The organism is Candidatus Moraniibacteriota bacterium, assembly GCA_016699875.1.
Taxonomy (GTDB): Bacteria; Patescibacteriota; Minisyncoccia; order Moranbacterales; family UBA1568.
In genome coordinates, this window is the sequence record CP064989.1 from 926275 (window position 1) to 940061 (window position 13787).

The following is a 13787-nucleotide window of genomic DNA, read 5'->3' on the forward strand; positions in this document are numbered from 1 at the left end:
ACTCTGTGCTGCTATGCAATACGAGAAACATGTTTTGCCGAATGGGTTGCGGGTGATTTTGGCGCCGATGAAGGAAGCGGAGACGGTGACAGTGCTCATTACGACGGCGACGGGGTCGCGGTATGAGACAAAGAAGGAAGGTGGGCTTTCGCACTTTTTGGAGCACATGTTCTTCAAGGGGACGAAGCGTCGCCCGACAGCAATTTCAATCAGCGAAGAGCTTGATGCGGTGGGTGGAGAATACAACGCGTTCACATCGAAGGATCGCACGGCATACTATGCGAAGGTGGATAAGAAACACGCCGAGATGGCGCTCGATATCGTGAGTGATATTTTCTTGAACTCGACATTGCCAGCGGAAGAGATTGATCGTGAACGCGGACCTATTTTGCAGGAGCTCAATATGTACGAAGACACGCCAATGCGGCATGTAGGCGACATATTCGAAATATTGCTCTATGGAGATCATCCGCTCGGGCGGGATATCATCGGTACGCGAGAGAATATCAAAGGCTTCAAGCGAGCGGAATTTCTCCGCTATCTCAATCGCGCCTATGTCGCGTCGAATGTCGTGGTCGGTGTCGCGGGCAACTTCGATGCGGCGTGGGCAAAGGAAGTGATTGAGCGCGATTTTTCCGGTATGCGAACGGGGAAAAACCCCGATCGGAAGGGAATGGTTGAAAAGCAGAAATCTCCCGCCGTACTTCTCCAGACAAAGAAGACAGATCAGACGCATTTCATTCTCGGGGTTCGATCATTCGATTTCTTTCATGAGGATCGTCATGCGCTTGCGGTGCTCTCGACTCTTCTCGGCGGCGGCATGTCGAGCCGGCTTTTTGTGGCGGTGCGTGAGCGGCGCGGACTTGCCTACAGTGTGCGCACCGGGACGGACGCGTATCACGATGCCGGGTATCTTTCGACGCAATGCGGCGTAGAACATGAGAACCTCGAAAAAACAATCGCAGTGATCCTTGAGGAGTACAAGCGAATCGCTACGGAGCTGGTGCCGGAGAAGGAACTTATGAAAGCAAAGGAGCATATCAAAGGAAGTATGGCGATGCATCTGGAGTCGTCAGATGATATTGTGGGGTACTTGGTTGATCAAGAGGTGTTGAAGGGCGAGATTGTTTTGCCGGAAGATCGCTATGCGAAGATCGATTCCGTGACCGGCGAGGATGTTCGCCGGGTGGCTGGTATGATTTTCCGTCCCGATCGGCTCAATTTGGCGGTGATCGGTCCGCAAAAATCGGCGAAGAAATTGGAGAAAATTTTGACGTTGTAGGCGTTTGCATGATTTTTGTATTCGTTACGCTCAAGAAATGCTCCGGGGCTTGGTAGTTGATTTCTTTCTCTTAGCCGAATGCAAAAATCTCAACTCAAGAAGTATGATGACAAAAGAGCAATATATTGAGGCGTGGACGAAGATTTTGTTGCACGGTGTCGTAGCATTGATCATGCTTTTCTTTCTGTATCTGATCCGAGATATCGTTGTCGTGTTTTTTGTCGCGATTATTATCACTGCATCGGTGGCGCCGGCGATTGAGCGGTTGGAATCGATTCGCATTCCGCGCACGCTCGGCGTGCTTGGTGTGTATGCGGTCATTGTGGGGCTTTTGGTGACGGCTGTTTCATTGGTTGTTCCGATATTCTCGAGTCAGGTGGTGGAGCTTTCGTCGAATGTGCCGCAGTACCTCGATCGGATTTCTCTTTTTGCCAATGGTATCGATTCGTTCTTTCGCGTTCATGATGTTCCGCTGAGTTCGGATTCGTTCTCGGGTGGAGGTGAGCCATCTGGCGCGGTGTCAGGAATTTTCTCGACAACCGTGAGCGTTTTCCATGCAATTTTCTCGATTGTAGTAATATTTTTCCTCTCGCTCTATATGTCGTTTGAGCGGCGCGGTATCGACAAAGTGCTTCAGACTTTGACGCCAGCCGAATATGAAGAGCGGGTATTGTACTTCTCTCGGAAAATTCAGGACAAGATCAGCCAGTGGATGTTCGGACAATTGCTTCTCATGGCGATCGTCTTTCTGTTCTATTTCATCGGGCTTTCGATGCTTGACATACCGTATGCGTTGGTTCTATCGCTCTTTGGGGCGCTCCTTGAGATGGTGCCCTATGCCGGGCCGACGATGGCGGCTATTCCGTCAGCTATTCTCGGGTTTCTTGTTTCGCCGTGGTTGGGGACGGCGGTCATTATCCTTTATGTGGTTATTCAGCAAGTACAGAATCATATCGTGGTGCCGCAGGTAATGCGGCGGACAGTGGGTTTGAATCCGGTCGCCGTTATTTTGGCGCTCCTCATAGGAGCGAAAGTTGCCGGTGTTGCCGGTATATTGCTTGCTGTCCCTTCGGCGGCGGCATTTACTGTTTTCACGGATGAGTTCTTGGGGAATAAGAAACAAAATAAATGATGGGAAGGCAAGCTGTCGGTGTCGATATCGCCTTGCGTTCCGTCATTCCCGCGAAGGTGGGAATCCAGTTATCACATACTGAATACGGGGTCTTTACGAGCAAAATTTGTAATGTGCTTTCTGGAAACCGGTGAAGCCTAGATTCCCGCCTTCGCGGGAATAACAATAGAATATGAATGATTGCGAAGAAGAAATTCAAATGGAGGATGAGCAAGATTCCGAATCGGGGACGCTCTTTGTAGTGGCGACTCCTATTGGGAATATGGAGGATATTACGCTTCGCGCGCTTCGTATTCTCGGCGAGTGCGATTTAGTCGTGTGTGAGGACACTCGTGTTGCCAAGAAGCTTCTCTTCCGTCACAATATTTCGAAGCCGCTTCTTGCTATTCCACAGCGGGCGGCGGAAGAAAAACACCGCCGCGTGCTCGATATACTCGGCGAAGGAAAGTCCGTCGCGCTTACGACCGACGCCGGGACGCCGGGCGTATCTGATCCGGGGAATGAACTGGTAGAGAAGGTGATTGCTGCTGGTTTCCGAGTCTCGCCTGTTCCGGGGCCATCGGCGCTCTCGGCTCTTCTCTCGGTTGCCGGGGTGAATACGCAGGAATTCTGCTTCAAGGGATTCCCGCCGCACAAGAAGGGGAGAGAAACATTTTTTCGTGCTCTTGCGGAATCAGTCGCGCCGGTTATCTACTATGAATCGCCTTATCGCGTGGTAAAGAATTTGGAACTTCTTGCCTCGCTTGCGCCTGAGAAGCAAATAATTGTCGGACGCGAGCTTACCAAGATGTTCGAAGAGATCGTGCGCGGGAGCATTGCGGAAGTATTGGAGTATTACCGAGAGAATCCAGGAAAAGTGAAGGGAGAGTTTGTGGTGATGGTTGAGGAAGCCTTGAAGTGACAGAAGGAAAAGAAAAAACAGGGATCCATCCCTGTTCTGGTTCTGACGCACCTCTTTATCTTCGCTGAGAAGAGCTGTCTCTCGAAACCGAGGTTTTGTTAGTGGCACATTGTCTCAAAACCTCAAACCCAACCAGCTGATCGTCTTTTATGGATTGCACCTTGAAGCTCCGATCACTCTCGTAAAATCTATAAATTCCCCGACGGGTCTCCTGATTCTTGAAGGGAATGCGAATTTTCCTTTGTGGAAATGAATCTCGATCCTCCTCTAGGATGAAATATCCTCGGGATAAATAAATACCTATTGATCCTACGCACAGTTTCAGTGGGAAGTCTTCGAAAAACTTAGTCCACTTTAGGTCTTTAGTTACACACCTGTACCCCTTTAGCCTCCCATTCTTCTCTCGGATGACTTGCAAGTCTATTTCTAGATCGGGTATAACGGACAAAGAACTCATTTTTTCCTCCTTATTCCTCAGTTAGGAAAGGTAGCAGCCCGGCTTCTCCAGACTGACCAATATAATCTGAACTTTGATCTATGTCAAGATTCTACATTACAACAACGCTTCCCTATGTAAATGGGAAGCCGCATATCGGGTTTGCGCTCGAGGCGGTGCAGGCGGATGTGGTGGCGCGGTTTCATGCGGCGCTTGGCGAGGACGTAGTTTTCAACGTTGGGACGGACGAGCACGGGACGAAGATTTGGGAAAAGGCAAAAGAAGAAGGGGTGACGCCGCAGGAATTCTGCGATCGGATGTCGGAGCACTTCAGAAATTTGAAGTCACTTCTTGATATTAGCTATACGAATTTTATCCGGACGACGGACGACTATCATGTAAAAGCGGCGCAGGAATTTTGGAAGCTCTGCGAAGAGCGGGGAGATATCTACAAAAAGAATTATCGGGCGAAGTACTGCGTGGGGTGCGAGCTGGAGAAAACGGATTCGGATTTGGTGAATGGGAAGTGTCCCGAGCATCCGAATCGCGAGGTAGAAATCGTAGAGGAAGAGAATTATTTCTTTCGATTTTCGAACTATCAGACGGAGTTGCTAAAGCTGTACCGGGAACAATCGAAGTTTGTCATACCGGAAAAGCGGCTCAATGAGATTGCGGCGTTTGTCGAGCGCGGACTGCAAGACTTCAGCATATCCCGGCTTGCATCGAAGATGCCATGGGGTATCCCCGTTCCGGGTGATGAGTCACATGTGATGTACGTGTGGTTTGATGCGCTCGTCAACTATATCTCGACAATCGGTTGGAATATTGACAAAGAACAATTTGAGAATTTTTGGCCGGGCGTGCAGATTGCCGGGAAGGACAATCTCCGGCAGCAATCGGCCATGTGGCAGGCGATGCTCCTCTCCGCGGGTCTTGCTCCTTCGAGGCAGATACTCATTCATGGGCATATCACCTGTGATGGGCAAAAGATGTCGAAGAGTCTCGGAAATGTTGTCTCTCCCGAAGAGATGATTGGGAAATTTGGAAAGGATGGGACGCGGTATCTCCTGCTTTCGGCGGCGGCGTTTGGGGAGGATATTGATCTCTCGTGGGAGCGGATGACGGAGAAATACAATGCCGACTTAGCAAACGGACTTGGGAATTTGGTATCGAGAGTGTTGAAACTTGGGGAAAGAATGGAAGATGGAAAATGGAAGATGAAAGAGTTTGCAGGGTTTCCGGAAGAGTTTTCAACATTGTTGGAGCAGTATCGTTTGAGCGAGGGGCTTGAGTACATTTGGAATATCGTGCGGGCAAGCAACAAGTACATCGAGGAAAATAAACCATGGGAGCTGGCAAAGACAAATCCGGAGAAGTTTGAGACGGTCATGCGAAAACTTCTGGACGATTTGGCACACATCGCCTCTCTCCTCGCGCCATTTCTTCCGGAAACATCTGAAAAAATTCAGGCAATGCTTTCCAATCGGAAAAGCGAGATTCTTTTTCAGCGGATTTGATGGATGAGATATGATTGATACGCATGCGCATATTCACGAAGTGGTATTTGACGATGATCGGGACGAGGCGATTCGTCGAGCGAATGCTGCGGGAGTGGGGAAAATCATAACGGTTGGTACCAGCGTGGCAGAGAGCGTTGATGCTGTTGCGGCAGCCGAGCGGTACGAAGAAGTACTCTTTGCGGCTGTTGCCGTGCATCCGCATGAGTATTCCAAGATGCCCGAGCGTGACGTGCGGTTGGAATGGATAAAGAGGCTGGAGGAAATAGCGGTACGCCCGAAGGTGGTGGCGATCGGTGAGTGCGGACTGGACTACCATGCCTTCAACGGGGTTTCAGTGTCGGAAGAACAGCGGAATATCCAACAGGAAGGATTTCGAGATCATTTGGAGCTTGCCAGGCGTATTGGGAAGCCAGTCGTTATCCATGCGCGCGAATCGTATGAAGATGTCCTTGATATCGTGCGCAGATATGCCGAGGATATTCCGTCTATTGTCTTGCATTGTTATCAGGGCGACAAGGGAGTGACGCAGAAGTTTCTTGATTTGAGCGATAATATCCTCTTTTCTTTTGCGGGAAATATCACTTATCCGGTGAAGAAGTCGATAGCGGGAACCAAGGACGATGTTCGTGAGAGTATCAAGGTGATCCCGCTTGAGCGGATACTTACCGAGACGGATTGTCCCTATCTGGCGCCGCAGAAGTATCGTGGCGCTCGGAATGAGCCGGCGTATGTGACGGAAGTTGCCAAGAAGATTGCTGAGATAAAAGGAATGCCTGTTGAGGGGGTTGGGCTCTTGACGGAAAAAAATGCACATCGGAGTTTCTTTCAGTTATCTTGACATCTTGACATAGGAGGAGTCCGTGATTTACAAATCTGTTTTGCTAATCGGAGGGAAAATGAGTACACTGTATATGTAATGTCAGTTTTTTTGGGGTAGTGATCTATTCCGAATGAAAACAAAAAAACAACTATCACGCATGAGCGTCGCGAATTGGATTGGCATTTCGGTGCTTGTTTTGGGTGTGTCTGTCCTGGTGGGATGGCTACTTGATATTGAGCTGCTTATCCGGGTGTTACCTCAGTTATCTGCCATGAATCCTTCTACGGCGGTCTTGTTTGTTGCTCTGGCATTGTCGTTTTTGTTGGTCGGATGGGAGAATCACCAAAAGTCCGGTATATTTCTTGGAATCGCTCGGACACTCTTGGCTGCCGTGGTGTTATTTGCAACATTGCGAGTGGTAGATATTGCTCTTGGAGATATCATGCGGATTGATTCTTTGTTATTTTCAAATGAAATCGCGCAAGCAACAGCTCCGGCGAGGATGTCTTTGTCTACCGCAACAAACTTCTTTCTCTTGGGCGTATCGATCTTTTTGGCATTGTCAGGAAATCGCTTGCTTGCATTTTTTGGACAGTTGGGGGCTATTGCGACCCTCTCTATCTCCGGACTAGCGCTTTTCCTGTACTCTTGGAAGAGTGTGATTTTTCTGGAAAATCCTTTCTACTTCAGCATGGCTTTGCATACGGCTGCTGCCTTCTTCCTCTTAGCGATTGCGGTTACTCTGTGTTTGCGGGAGCGATGTTCTACACGACTTCATCTGTTCAATTTCAAATTCCTGAGCGGAATTTTTCTTCTGTTTGCTTTCACATGGTATTTCTTGATTGCTCCCGAAATTACCAAATTGCCGAAAAATTTTTCTTATCTTGCCGGAATAACGTCTTCGGAAAATCTGTATGATTCGAAAGCTGATACGTATGCCCCCGAACAAGTGTTTCATGGGAACCTGTCTTATCGGACGGTAAATTCGACGAGGAAGCTTCGTCAGATAGTGGGCACATTGGTGTTCTCCGAGTCAGGCGAGACTACGGAGAGGCGGTATGGGGTCAATGCGTATACTCTGCAGCATGTTGTTGGGTATGGGGATCGCGATCGGGATGGTTTTCTCTTTGCGCCAAAATATCTCAATAAAGAGGAGTTTACCTACTGGCCGATTGGTTCTGACGCGCCGGTTTCTATGAAGTTCGAAGGTGAGGAAGATGTATCCGGACTGATCGTTTATCGTTATTCCAGCCATTATATTTCAGATGAGACCGCCAATTTTCCCGTAGTTTCCGAAGAATACCCTGGGAGTGGCATTGAGTCGGATGCCTATTTGCAGGTTTGGGTAGAGCCGGAAACGGGGTGGCTGGTAAAGTATGAAGATACTGCTGTTTCCTATGTCTATAATCAAGAGACGGGTGAGCGGATGCACCCTTGGTCTAAGTGGAATCGTGAATTTACCCCGATATCTATCAGCGAACAAACGACTCTTGCTCGTCGATACGCGCAGCAGCAACTCGTTGTCGAACGCATTATCCCGTTTATTTTTTTTGCTATCGCTGTCGTGATTATCTTTGTCGGTATCGCATTTCGATATCAGAAGAGAATTTTTGTGTATATCTTGCCAGCATTTGTTCTCTTATCGGGTTTCGGAGGAACGTTTTTCATGTGGGAATATGCAAAATCAAACGTTTATTGGCAAATATCCACTGAGTTTGCCAGGGAATCTGATTCCCTGAGAAATCTTATCCTGGAAAGGTTGGAAATCTATGCGAATGCTCTAAAGAGTGGACGAGGGTTGCTTCTCTCTTCTGACGCGGTGAAGCGTGATGAGTGGAAAACATTCGTAGAGGGGATTGATATACAGAGAAACTACCCTGGCGTGCAAGGTATAGGTTTCGCGCAGGTTTTGAATCCGGACGAGGTGAGTTCATTTGAAGAGTCTGTTCGGGCGGAAGGATTTCCTGAATTCAAAGTGTTTCCCGATACTCCGCGCAGCATATATACTTCTATAAAATATTTGGAGCCTTTTGACTTCAGAAATCAAAGGGCATTTGGATACGACATGTTCTCTCAAGAAGTGAGGAGAATGGCAATGGAATATGCTCGAGATAATGATGAGACAGCTATTTCCGGAAAAGTTCTTTTGTTGCAAGAAACCGATGATGATGTTCAGGCGGGTTTCTTGATGTATGTCCCTCTGTATGCCAAAGGGTCTGCAATCGATACGGTTGAAAAGAGAAGAGAAGCTATTTCCGGCTATGTATATAGCCCTTTCCGGATGGGGGATTTTGTAAACTCGGCAGTATCTCGTCAGTCATACGGGATAGCGATTGATATTTTTGATGGACAGAGCGCAGAAGAAGATAACAAGATGTATGGTGATAGTCCTGCCGTGGACCAGTCTTCTGACTTGGATCGGGAAAATCGTTTTGTGAGCACTCAAACCGTAGAATTGTACGGGCATCTATGGACTTTTCAATTTGTCTCATTGCCAGGATATGGGTTAGGAGATTTCCAAGAGGCGTATCCATCGCTCGTGCTCCGGTTGGGAATTATCCTCAGTATTTTACTGGCAGGTATCACATATTCGCTATCTTCTTCTCGTGCTCGGGCTGTCAACTTGGCCGAGGAGATCACGGAGGATCTGCGAGATCGGACGAGGGCATTGGAAGAAGTAAAGAAAAGAGACGAGGCTATCTTGGCTGGTATTGGTGAGGGTTTGGCTGCGACTGATGAGCGGGGGCGGATTATCATGACAAATCGCGCGTTTTCGGACATTCTGGGTTGGAGTGGTGTTGAAGCGGCAGGGAAGCATATGGTGGATTTTGTGCCCATGGAAACCGAGTCCGGCGAGAGAGTTCTTCCTCAGGATCGCCCGCTTTCGAAGGTGTTGAATGCTGGGAAAGTCGTTATTGATCCGGATAAATACTATGTTCGCAAGGATGGAAGCAGAGTCTCGGTTGAGCTAAATGTCGCACCGGTTGAATCTGAGGGGCGATCCATAGGCGTTATCGAGATCTTTCGCGACATAAGCAAGGAGAAAGAGGTTGATCGCATGAAAACAGAATTTCTTTCGTTGGCAAGTCATCAGTTGCGTACGCCGCTTGCCGCTATGAAGTGGTTTTTGGAAATTCTCATGGATGGCACTTCCGGAAAGTTGAAAGACAATCAAAGGGATATAGTGGAGAGAGTGAATCGATCAAATAATAATATGATTGAATTGGTAAACTCTTTATTGAATGTTTCACGACTTGAGCAGGGGCGGATTATGGTGGATCCGAGCCCAACGGATTTAAAGCAACTTTTGCAGGAGGTTCTGGGAGAGCTGACGGTTAGCTTTCAGTCAAAGAAGCAGGAAATCGTGAACCATTTCGATGCCACTACCCTGGTAATCAATGTTGATGCTAAGCTTATTCGCCAGATCTATCTGAATCTTGTGAGTAATGCTGTAAAGTACTCACCATTGGGATCAAAGATTGAGATTTCTCTAACGAAAATGTCGGGAGATGTTGTATTTTCTGTAAAAGACAGTGGGTATGGAATCCCTAAAGATGAACATGATCGAATATTTACTAAGTTCTATCGAGCGTCGAATATTGCCACGAAAGAAACAGATGGAAACGGATTGGGGCTTTATTTGGTTAAAAAAATAGTCGAAGTGTCGGGAGGAAGAATCTGGTTCGAAAGTGAAGAGAACAAAGGGACAACATTTAGTTTTTCTTTACCGCTTTCCGGAAGCAAGAAGCGAGAAGGTGTTAAAACATTAACATAGCGATATGAAAGATAATGGCGCAAAGAGAATTCTAGTAATCGAAGATGATGCATTTCTGATGGATGCATATAAAGTCAAGCTCCAGCAATCCAAATACGGCATCTTGTTTGCTCAAGATGGAGAGGCTGGGCTGGATATCGCTCGGAGAGAACGTCCGGATGTCATTATTCTCGATCTTGTTTTGCCGAAAATGAGCGGTGTTGATGTTCTGAAAGCTTTGAAAGATGGTGATGACACTAAAGATATCCCCGTCATTGTTGCCTCCAATCTGGATCAAAAGAAAATGATAGAGGAGACAAAGGCGCTGGGAGCCGCCGATTACTTTATAAAAAGCAATATTTCAATTAACGAACTTATTGAAAAGTTGGATAGCTATTTGTCCAAACCGTGAGCTGTTTTCTCCCAAGCATAGGGAGCTGAGAATATCTGCCAGATAGCTCGGTAGCTCGCGAAACTAATAAGAAACCAGTACAAGGGGATGAAAGGTGTCATAAAGAGCAAGTGGTATCGTTTTGTCTTTATGGCTCCAAGAGCATGTATAAGCATGTAGATTCCATTGCCAAGTACAAGATTGATGAATCCGATGACCTCGAGCCAGTGAGGAATAGGTATGGTCGCGTGAAGGCCGAGCATTTCTGGAATATACCAGAGAAGGAATACGATCCAAAGAAGAGGATTGATAACGGGAAGAAAAAAGTTAGTGGTAAAGAGCAGTATGGAAGTAACACAGCCCCAAGCTCCCAACTCTTGCCACATGTTCTTTGGTGTACGCATATGAACAAGGAGTGTCATGAGAAATCCTTTTTGCCATCGAGTACGCTGCTTGATCCAATTCCATAATTTGCTGTTTGCCTCTTCGAATGTGTAGGAATCCACCATGGAGGTTGTGTATCCGAGTCTCGCCAGCCTCCATCCGAGGTCAGCGTCTTCGGTTACATTGTACGGATCCCACATTCCGATCTTCTCGAGTGTATCTGTGAGGAAATGATTGCTGGTTCCTCCAAGTGGGATGGGAATGCGCCAGTATTGCAGGCCTGGGAGAAGAGCGTCGAACCAGAAACTATACTCCATGGTGAAAAACATGGTAAGGAAATTTTGTGTTGGATTGTAATAGTTGAGTTTTGCTTGAATGCAGAGAGTGTCCAGTTTGTTCGCGAGAAAAGCGGAGAATGCCTTCTTGAGTTGGAGCGGATCGGGTCTGTCTTCGGCATCATATATGACACTGACGCTTCCGCGAGAAAATTGCAGTGCGAAATTGAGCGATCGGGGTTTGGTGGATATCTCTCCCAGCGGGACTTTTACTATATGGAAGACGAGGTTATCAGGATCGTACTCGGAAATCAGGCGAAGCTCTTTTTCTACGGCAGCAAGAGTCTTCGAATCATTCACTTCCAGGATAATTTTGATGTCGAGTTTTTCTGCCGGATAATCGAGCAGTCGAAGGTGTCGAATAAGCTTTGGAACAACAGCCTCTTCATTTTTAAGTGGGATGAGGATGGTGTAGATAGGAAGATTCTCCTCTGGCAAATAGAGTCGATCCGTATGGAGAGTATCTGATGGAGGAGCAAAAATTCCAGTGATAGTGACAATGCCTTTAAACGGGTTGAGAAGAAAATAGAAGACGTTTATAAAGACATATATTCCGAGGAATACTGGCTGAGGATAGAAAAAGAGGAGAACAAGAAAGCCGAGAAATGTTAATAGTGCGATTCGAGAATTCCTCTTGGTGAGTATATGGTAGCTGGACAAGAGAGGGTTGCTGTTCTTGAGGCGACTCTCCGCGAGTTGATTGGAGAGAATATAAGCGCTCTGAGAAAGGGCCTCTCTGACAGTAGAAATCGGACATATTTTAACAATGATCGACCGTGGTTTTTCTGCCATAAAAGGCAGTGTGTTCTCGACCATCTTCCTGAGAGGTGTCGGATCGGGAGTCGCTATAATCAGCGAGTCTTCTTCCTGATAAGCAAAGAAAAGATACTGACTCTGAATCTTTGTTCCTACTCTGTTGGAGAGAGACTTGGAGTCGTTTATTTTCACGGGCAAAGAATCCGTATATTCAAGTTCAAGCTTCTTTGCAATAGTCTGGTAGAAGCCTTTTTTGGCGTATCCGTTTGCAATGAGAAGTAGAATAGGCTGAAAGGCATGCAAGAATGCAGGATCTTTTCTGAGATGTTCCTGCGAGTCATCGAGCAACCGAATTCTGTCAACAGTAGGAAAATTTTCATCTTCCGACGTCACAAGTTTGGTATTTATGATGTACAATACGCATGATAGATGCTGCTAGTTTAGCATTAAATAAGGTTTATGCTCAATGTTTCCCTGGAAACTCGACCGGTAGCAGTGATATTTGCAGGAGGTCAGGGTATGCGCTTATGGCCAGCTTCCACTCGAAGTCTTCCGAAACAAGTAAGTCCTATCTTTTCCAAGAAGACGCTGGTTCGAGAGGCGTTTGAAAGAGCTTTGACAATATTCCCACAAGATAGAATTGTCATTGTTACTACTAAAGACTTGGAAGAGAAAATTAAGAAAATTATACCGCTTCCTGCGAAGAACTTTATCGTGCAACCCAAGAATGCTGATACGGCAACAGCTATGTGTTTGACGGCATTGCATTTGGAAACGCTGTTTCCGGAAAGTATAGCTGTACTTCTATATTCGGATCATAAGATAGCAAAACTTCAGGATTTTAAAGAAGCGGTAAAGCAAGCTATTCAGATCGCTGATAGGTATAATACGCTGGTGACGATTGGCACTGTGCCGACGACAGCAAGTACTCAGTTTGGCTATATAGAATTAGCAGACCCTCAGGCAGAACGAAATGTGTACCGAGCCGGGATCTTTAAGGAAAAGCCGGAACTGACATTGGCAAAACGCTATGTGACAAGCGGACGATATGTTTGGAATACGGGGGTATACATCTGGAAGACGTCGGTTCTTCTCAATATGTTAAAAGAGGTGGCTCCGGAGCATTACGAGCGCTTGGTGCATCTCAGAGTTTTCATTGGCGGAGAGAACTATGCACAAGAAGTGTCGGATTGGTTTGAACGAGTAGAGCCGAAACCCTTTGAGAAAGTTGTCAGTGAAAAAATTTCCGATATGTTGGTGTATGTTGCCCGTTATTCTTGGGCTGACGTGGGAAGTTGGAAGTCGGTGTATGATCTCGCCAAAAAGGATGCGAATGGGAATGTATTGCTTGATGCCTATGAACATGGATCAGTCCGATTCTCTCATACATCGGGGAGTATGGTGCTATCCCAAAGTAAGAACACTGTCTTATTGGGCATGGAAGATACGATAGTTATTCAAACGGACGACAATCTCCTTATTTGCAACAGAAAAAATATTGATGATATCAAGAAAGTCATCACCGATCTGACGTAGTGGTGCGTGTCCGGTATTTGCCTTTCCGGCATCTTTCCCCAACACCTTGACAGGTGCAACTCAGTTGCATTATAGTGGATGTATGAAGAAAAATACCGGAGAAGCTTCGACACTTTCCCGCCAAGGAAAAGGTCTGCGGAAATCCGTAGCGCGTGACGCGATACTCGATACTTTTATGAATGCCGGAAAGCCCCTCTCGGTTCCGGGTATAATAACGTCGCTTAGCGCCAAGGGAACGAGCGTCAATAAAACTACTGTGTATCGGGAAATCGAGACATTGAAGAAAATAGGACGAGTGAGAGAGGTGTTCTTTCGAAATGACACGGCGCTGTACGAATTCGCCGGCGACCATCACCATCATTTGGTGTGCGTGTCCTGTGGCGATGTCCGCGAAGTTCGTTTGAATGAATCGCTTGAACAGGAAGAGAATCGTTTGGCACGTCGCGAGCGATTTACGATTCTTGATCACTCCCTGGAATTTTTCGGAATGTGCGAGCGATGTCGGTAGTACTTTTTTGTTGCGATCTCTGATGCTTTGCA

10 protein-coding genes are annotated in these 13787 nt (G+C 46.9%); 9 read left to right on the forward strand and 1 reads right to left on the reverse strand.

The annotated features are described in order from the left end of the window. Window positions 1-13: 13 nt before the first annotated feature. The 7 genes from IPK84_04440 (at window position 14) to IPK84_04470 (ending at window position 10257) form a co-directional block, all read left to right on the forward strand. Window positions 14-1282: an insulinase family protein gene (locus IPK84_04440; protein ID QQS15588.1), complete on the forward strand. Its 1269-nt coding sequence runs from the start codon at window positions 14-16 to the stop codon at window positions 1280-1282. Window positions 1283-1385: 103 nt separating this feature from the next. Next, window positions 1386-2414 (forward strand): AI-2E family transporter, encoded by a 1029-nt coding sequence (locus tag IPK84_04445; protein QQS15589.1) that lies wholly within the window; start codon window positions 1386-1388, stop codon window positions 2412-2414. Between the two features lie 199 nt (window positions 2415-2613). Further along, a complete protein-coding gene (gene rsmI, locus IPK84_04450) occupies window positions 2614-3315 on the forward strand; it encodes a 16S rRNA (cytidine(1402)-2'-O)-methyltransferase (GenBank protein QQS16261.1) in 702 nt (233 codons plus the stop codon). Window positions 3316-3852: 537 nt separating this feature from the next. After that, on the forward strand, window positions 3853-5268 hold the full coding sequence (locus IPK84_04455) for a methionine--tRNA ligase (protein QQS15590.1): 1416 nt from the start codon (window positions 3853-3855) through the stop codon (window positions 5266-5268). A 10-nt stretch (window positions 5269-5278) separates the two neighbouring features. Next, a complete protein-coding gene (locus tag IPK84_04460) occupies window positions 5279-6109 on the forward strand; it encodes a TatD family hydrolase (GenBank protein ID QQS15591.1) in 831 nt (276 codons plus the stop codon). 112 nt (window positions 6110-6221) lie between these two features. Further along, window positions 6222-9866 carry a CHASE domain-containing protein gene (locus IPK84_04465; GenBank protein QQS15592.1) on the forward strand — a complete coding sequence of 1215 codons (3645 nt, stop codon included), beginning with the start codon at window positions 6222-6224 and terminating at the stop codon, window positions 9864-9866. A 4-nt stretch (window positions 9867-9870) separates the two neighbouring features. Then, window positions 9871-10257, forward strand: coding sequence for a response regulator (locus tag IPK84_04470; GenBank protein ID QQS15593.1), 387 nt, complete (start codon window positions 9871-9873; stop codon window positions 10255-10257). Here IPK84_04470 and IPK84_04475 read toward each other — a convergent pair. Then, the gene (locus tag IPK84_04475; GenBank protein QQS15594.1) at window positions 10239-12128 is read right to left on the reverse strand and encodes a glycosyltransferase; all 1890 of its coding nucleotides are present in this window, start codon (window positions 12126-12128) and stop codon (window positions 10239-10241) included. The two genes, IPK84_04470 and IPK84_04475, sit on opposite strands and share 19 nt — an antisense overlap. Before the next feature lie 42 nt (window positions 12129-12170). Here IPK84_04475 and IPK84_04480 point away from each other — a divergent pair, with 42 nt between their 5' ends. Both IPK84_04480 and IPK84_04485 read left to right on the forward strand, forming a co-directional pair. After that, complete coding sequence (locus tag IPK84_04480; protein ID QQS15595.1) at window positions 12171-13247, forward strand: mannose-1-phosphate guanylyltransferase; 1077 nt, start codon at window positions 12171-12173, stop codon at window positions 13245-13247. A gap of 82 nt (window positions 13248-13329) precedes the next feature. After that, a complete protein-coding gene (locus tag IPK84_04485; protein ID QQS15596.1) occupies window positions 13330-13755 on the forward strand; it encodes a transcriptional repressor in 426 nt (141 codons plus the stop codon). Window positions 13756-13787 lie beyond the last annotated feature (32 nt).

Bases quoted from the DNA above. Each gene is read 5' to 3' on its own strand.
- IPK84_04460 (QQS15591.1), top strand. From the start codon at position 5,279: ATGATTGATACGCATGCGCATATTCACGAAGTGGTATTTGACGATGAT.
- rsmI (QQS16261.1), top strand. From the start codon at position 2,614: ATGGAGGATGAGCAAGATTCCGAATCGGGGACGCTCTTTGTAGTGGCG.
- IPK84_04455 (QQS15590.1), top strand. From the start codon at position 3,853: ATGTCAAGATTCTACATTACAACAACGCTTCCCTATGTAAATGGGAAG.
- IPK84_04445 (QQS15589.1), top strand. From the start codon at position 1,386: ATGATGACAAAAGAGCAATATATTGAGGCGTGGACGAAGATTTTGTTG.
- IPK84_04480 (QQS15595.1), top strand. From the start codon at position 12,171: ATGCTCAATGTTTCCCTGGAAACTCGACCGGTAGCAGTGATATTTGCA.
- IPK84_04465 (QQS15592.1), top strand. From the start codon at position 6,222: ATGAAAACAAAAAAACAACTATCACGCATGAGCGTCGCGAATTGGATT.
- IPK84_04470 (QQS15593.1), top strand. From the start codon at position 9,871: ATGAAAGATAATGGCGCAAAGAGAATTCTAGTAATCGAAGATGATGCA.
- IPK84_04485 (QQS15596.1), top strand. From the start codon at position 13,330: ATGAAGAAAAATACCGGAGAAGCTTCGACACTTTCCCGCCAAGGAAAA.
- IPK84_04440 (QQS15588.1), top strand. From the start codon at position 14: ATGCAATACGAGAAACATGTTTTGCCGAATGGGTTGCGGGTGATTTTG.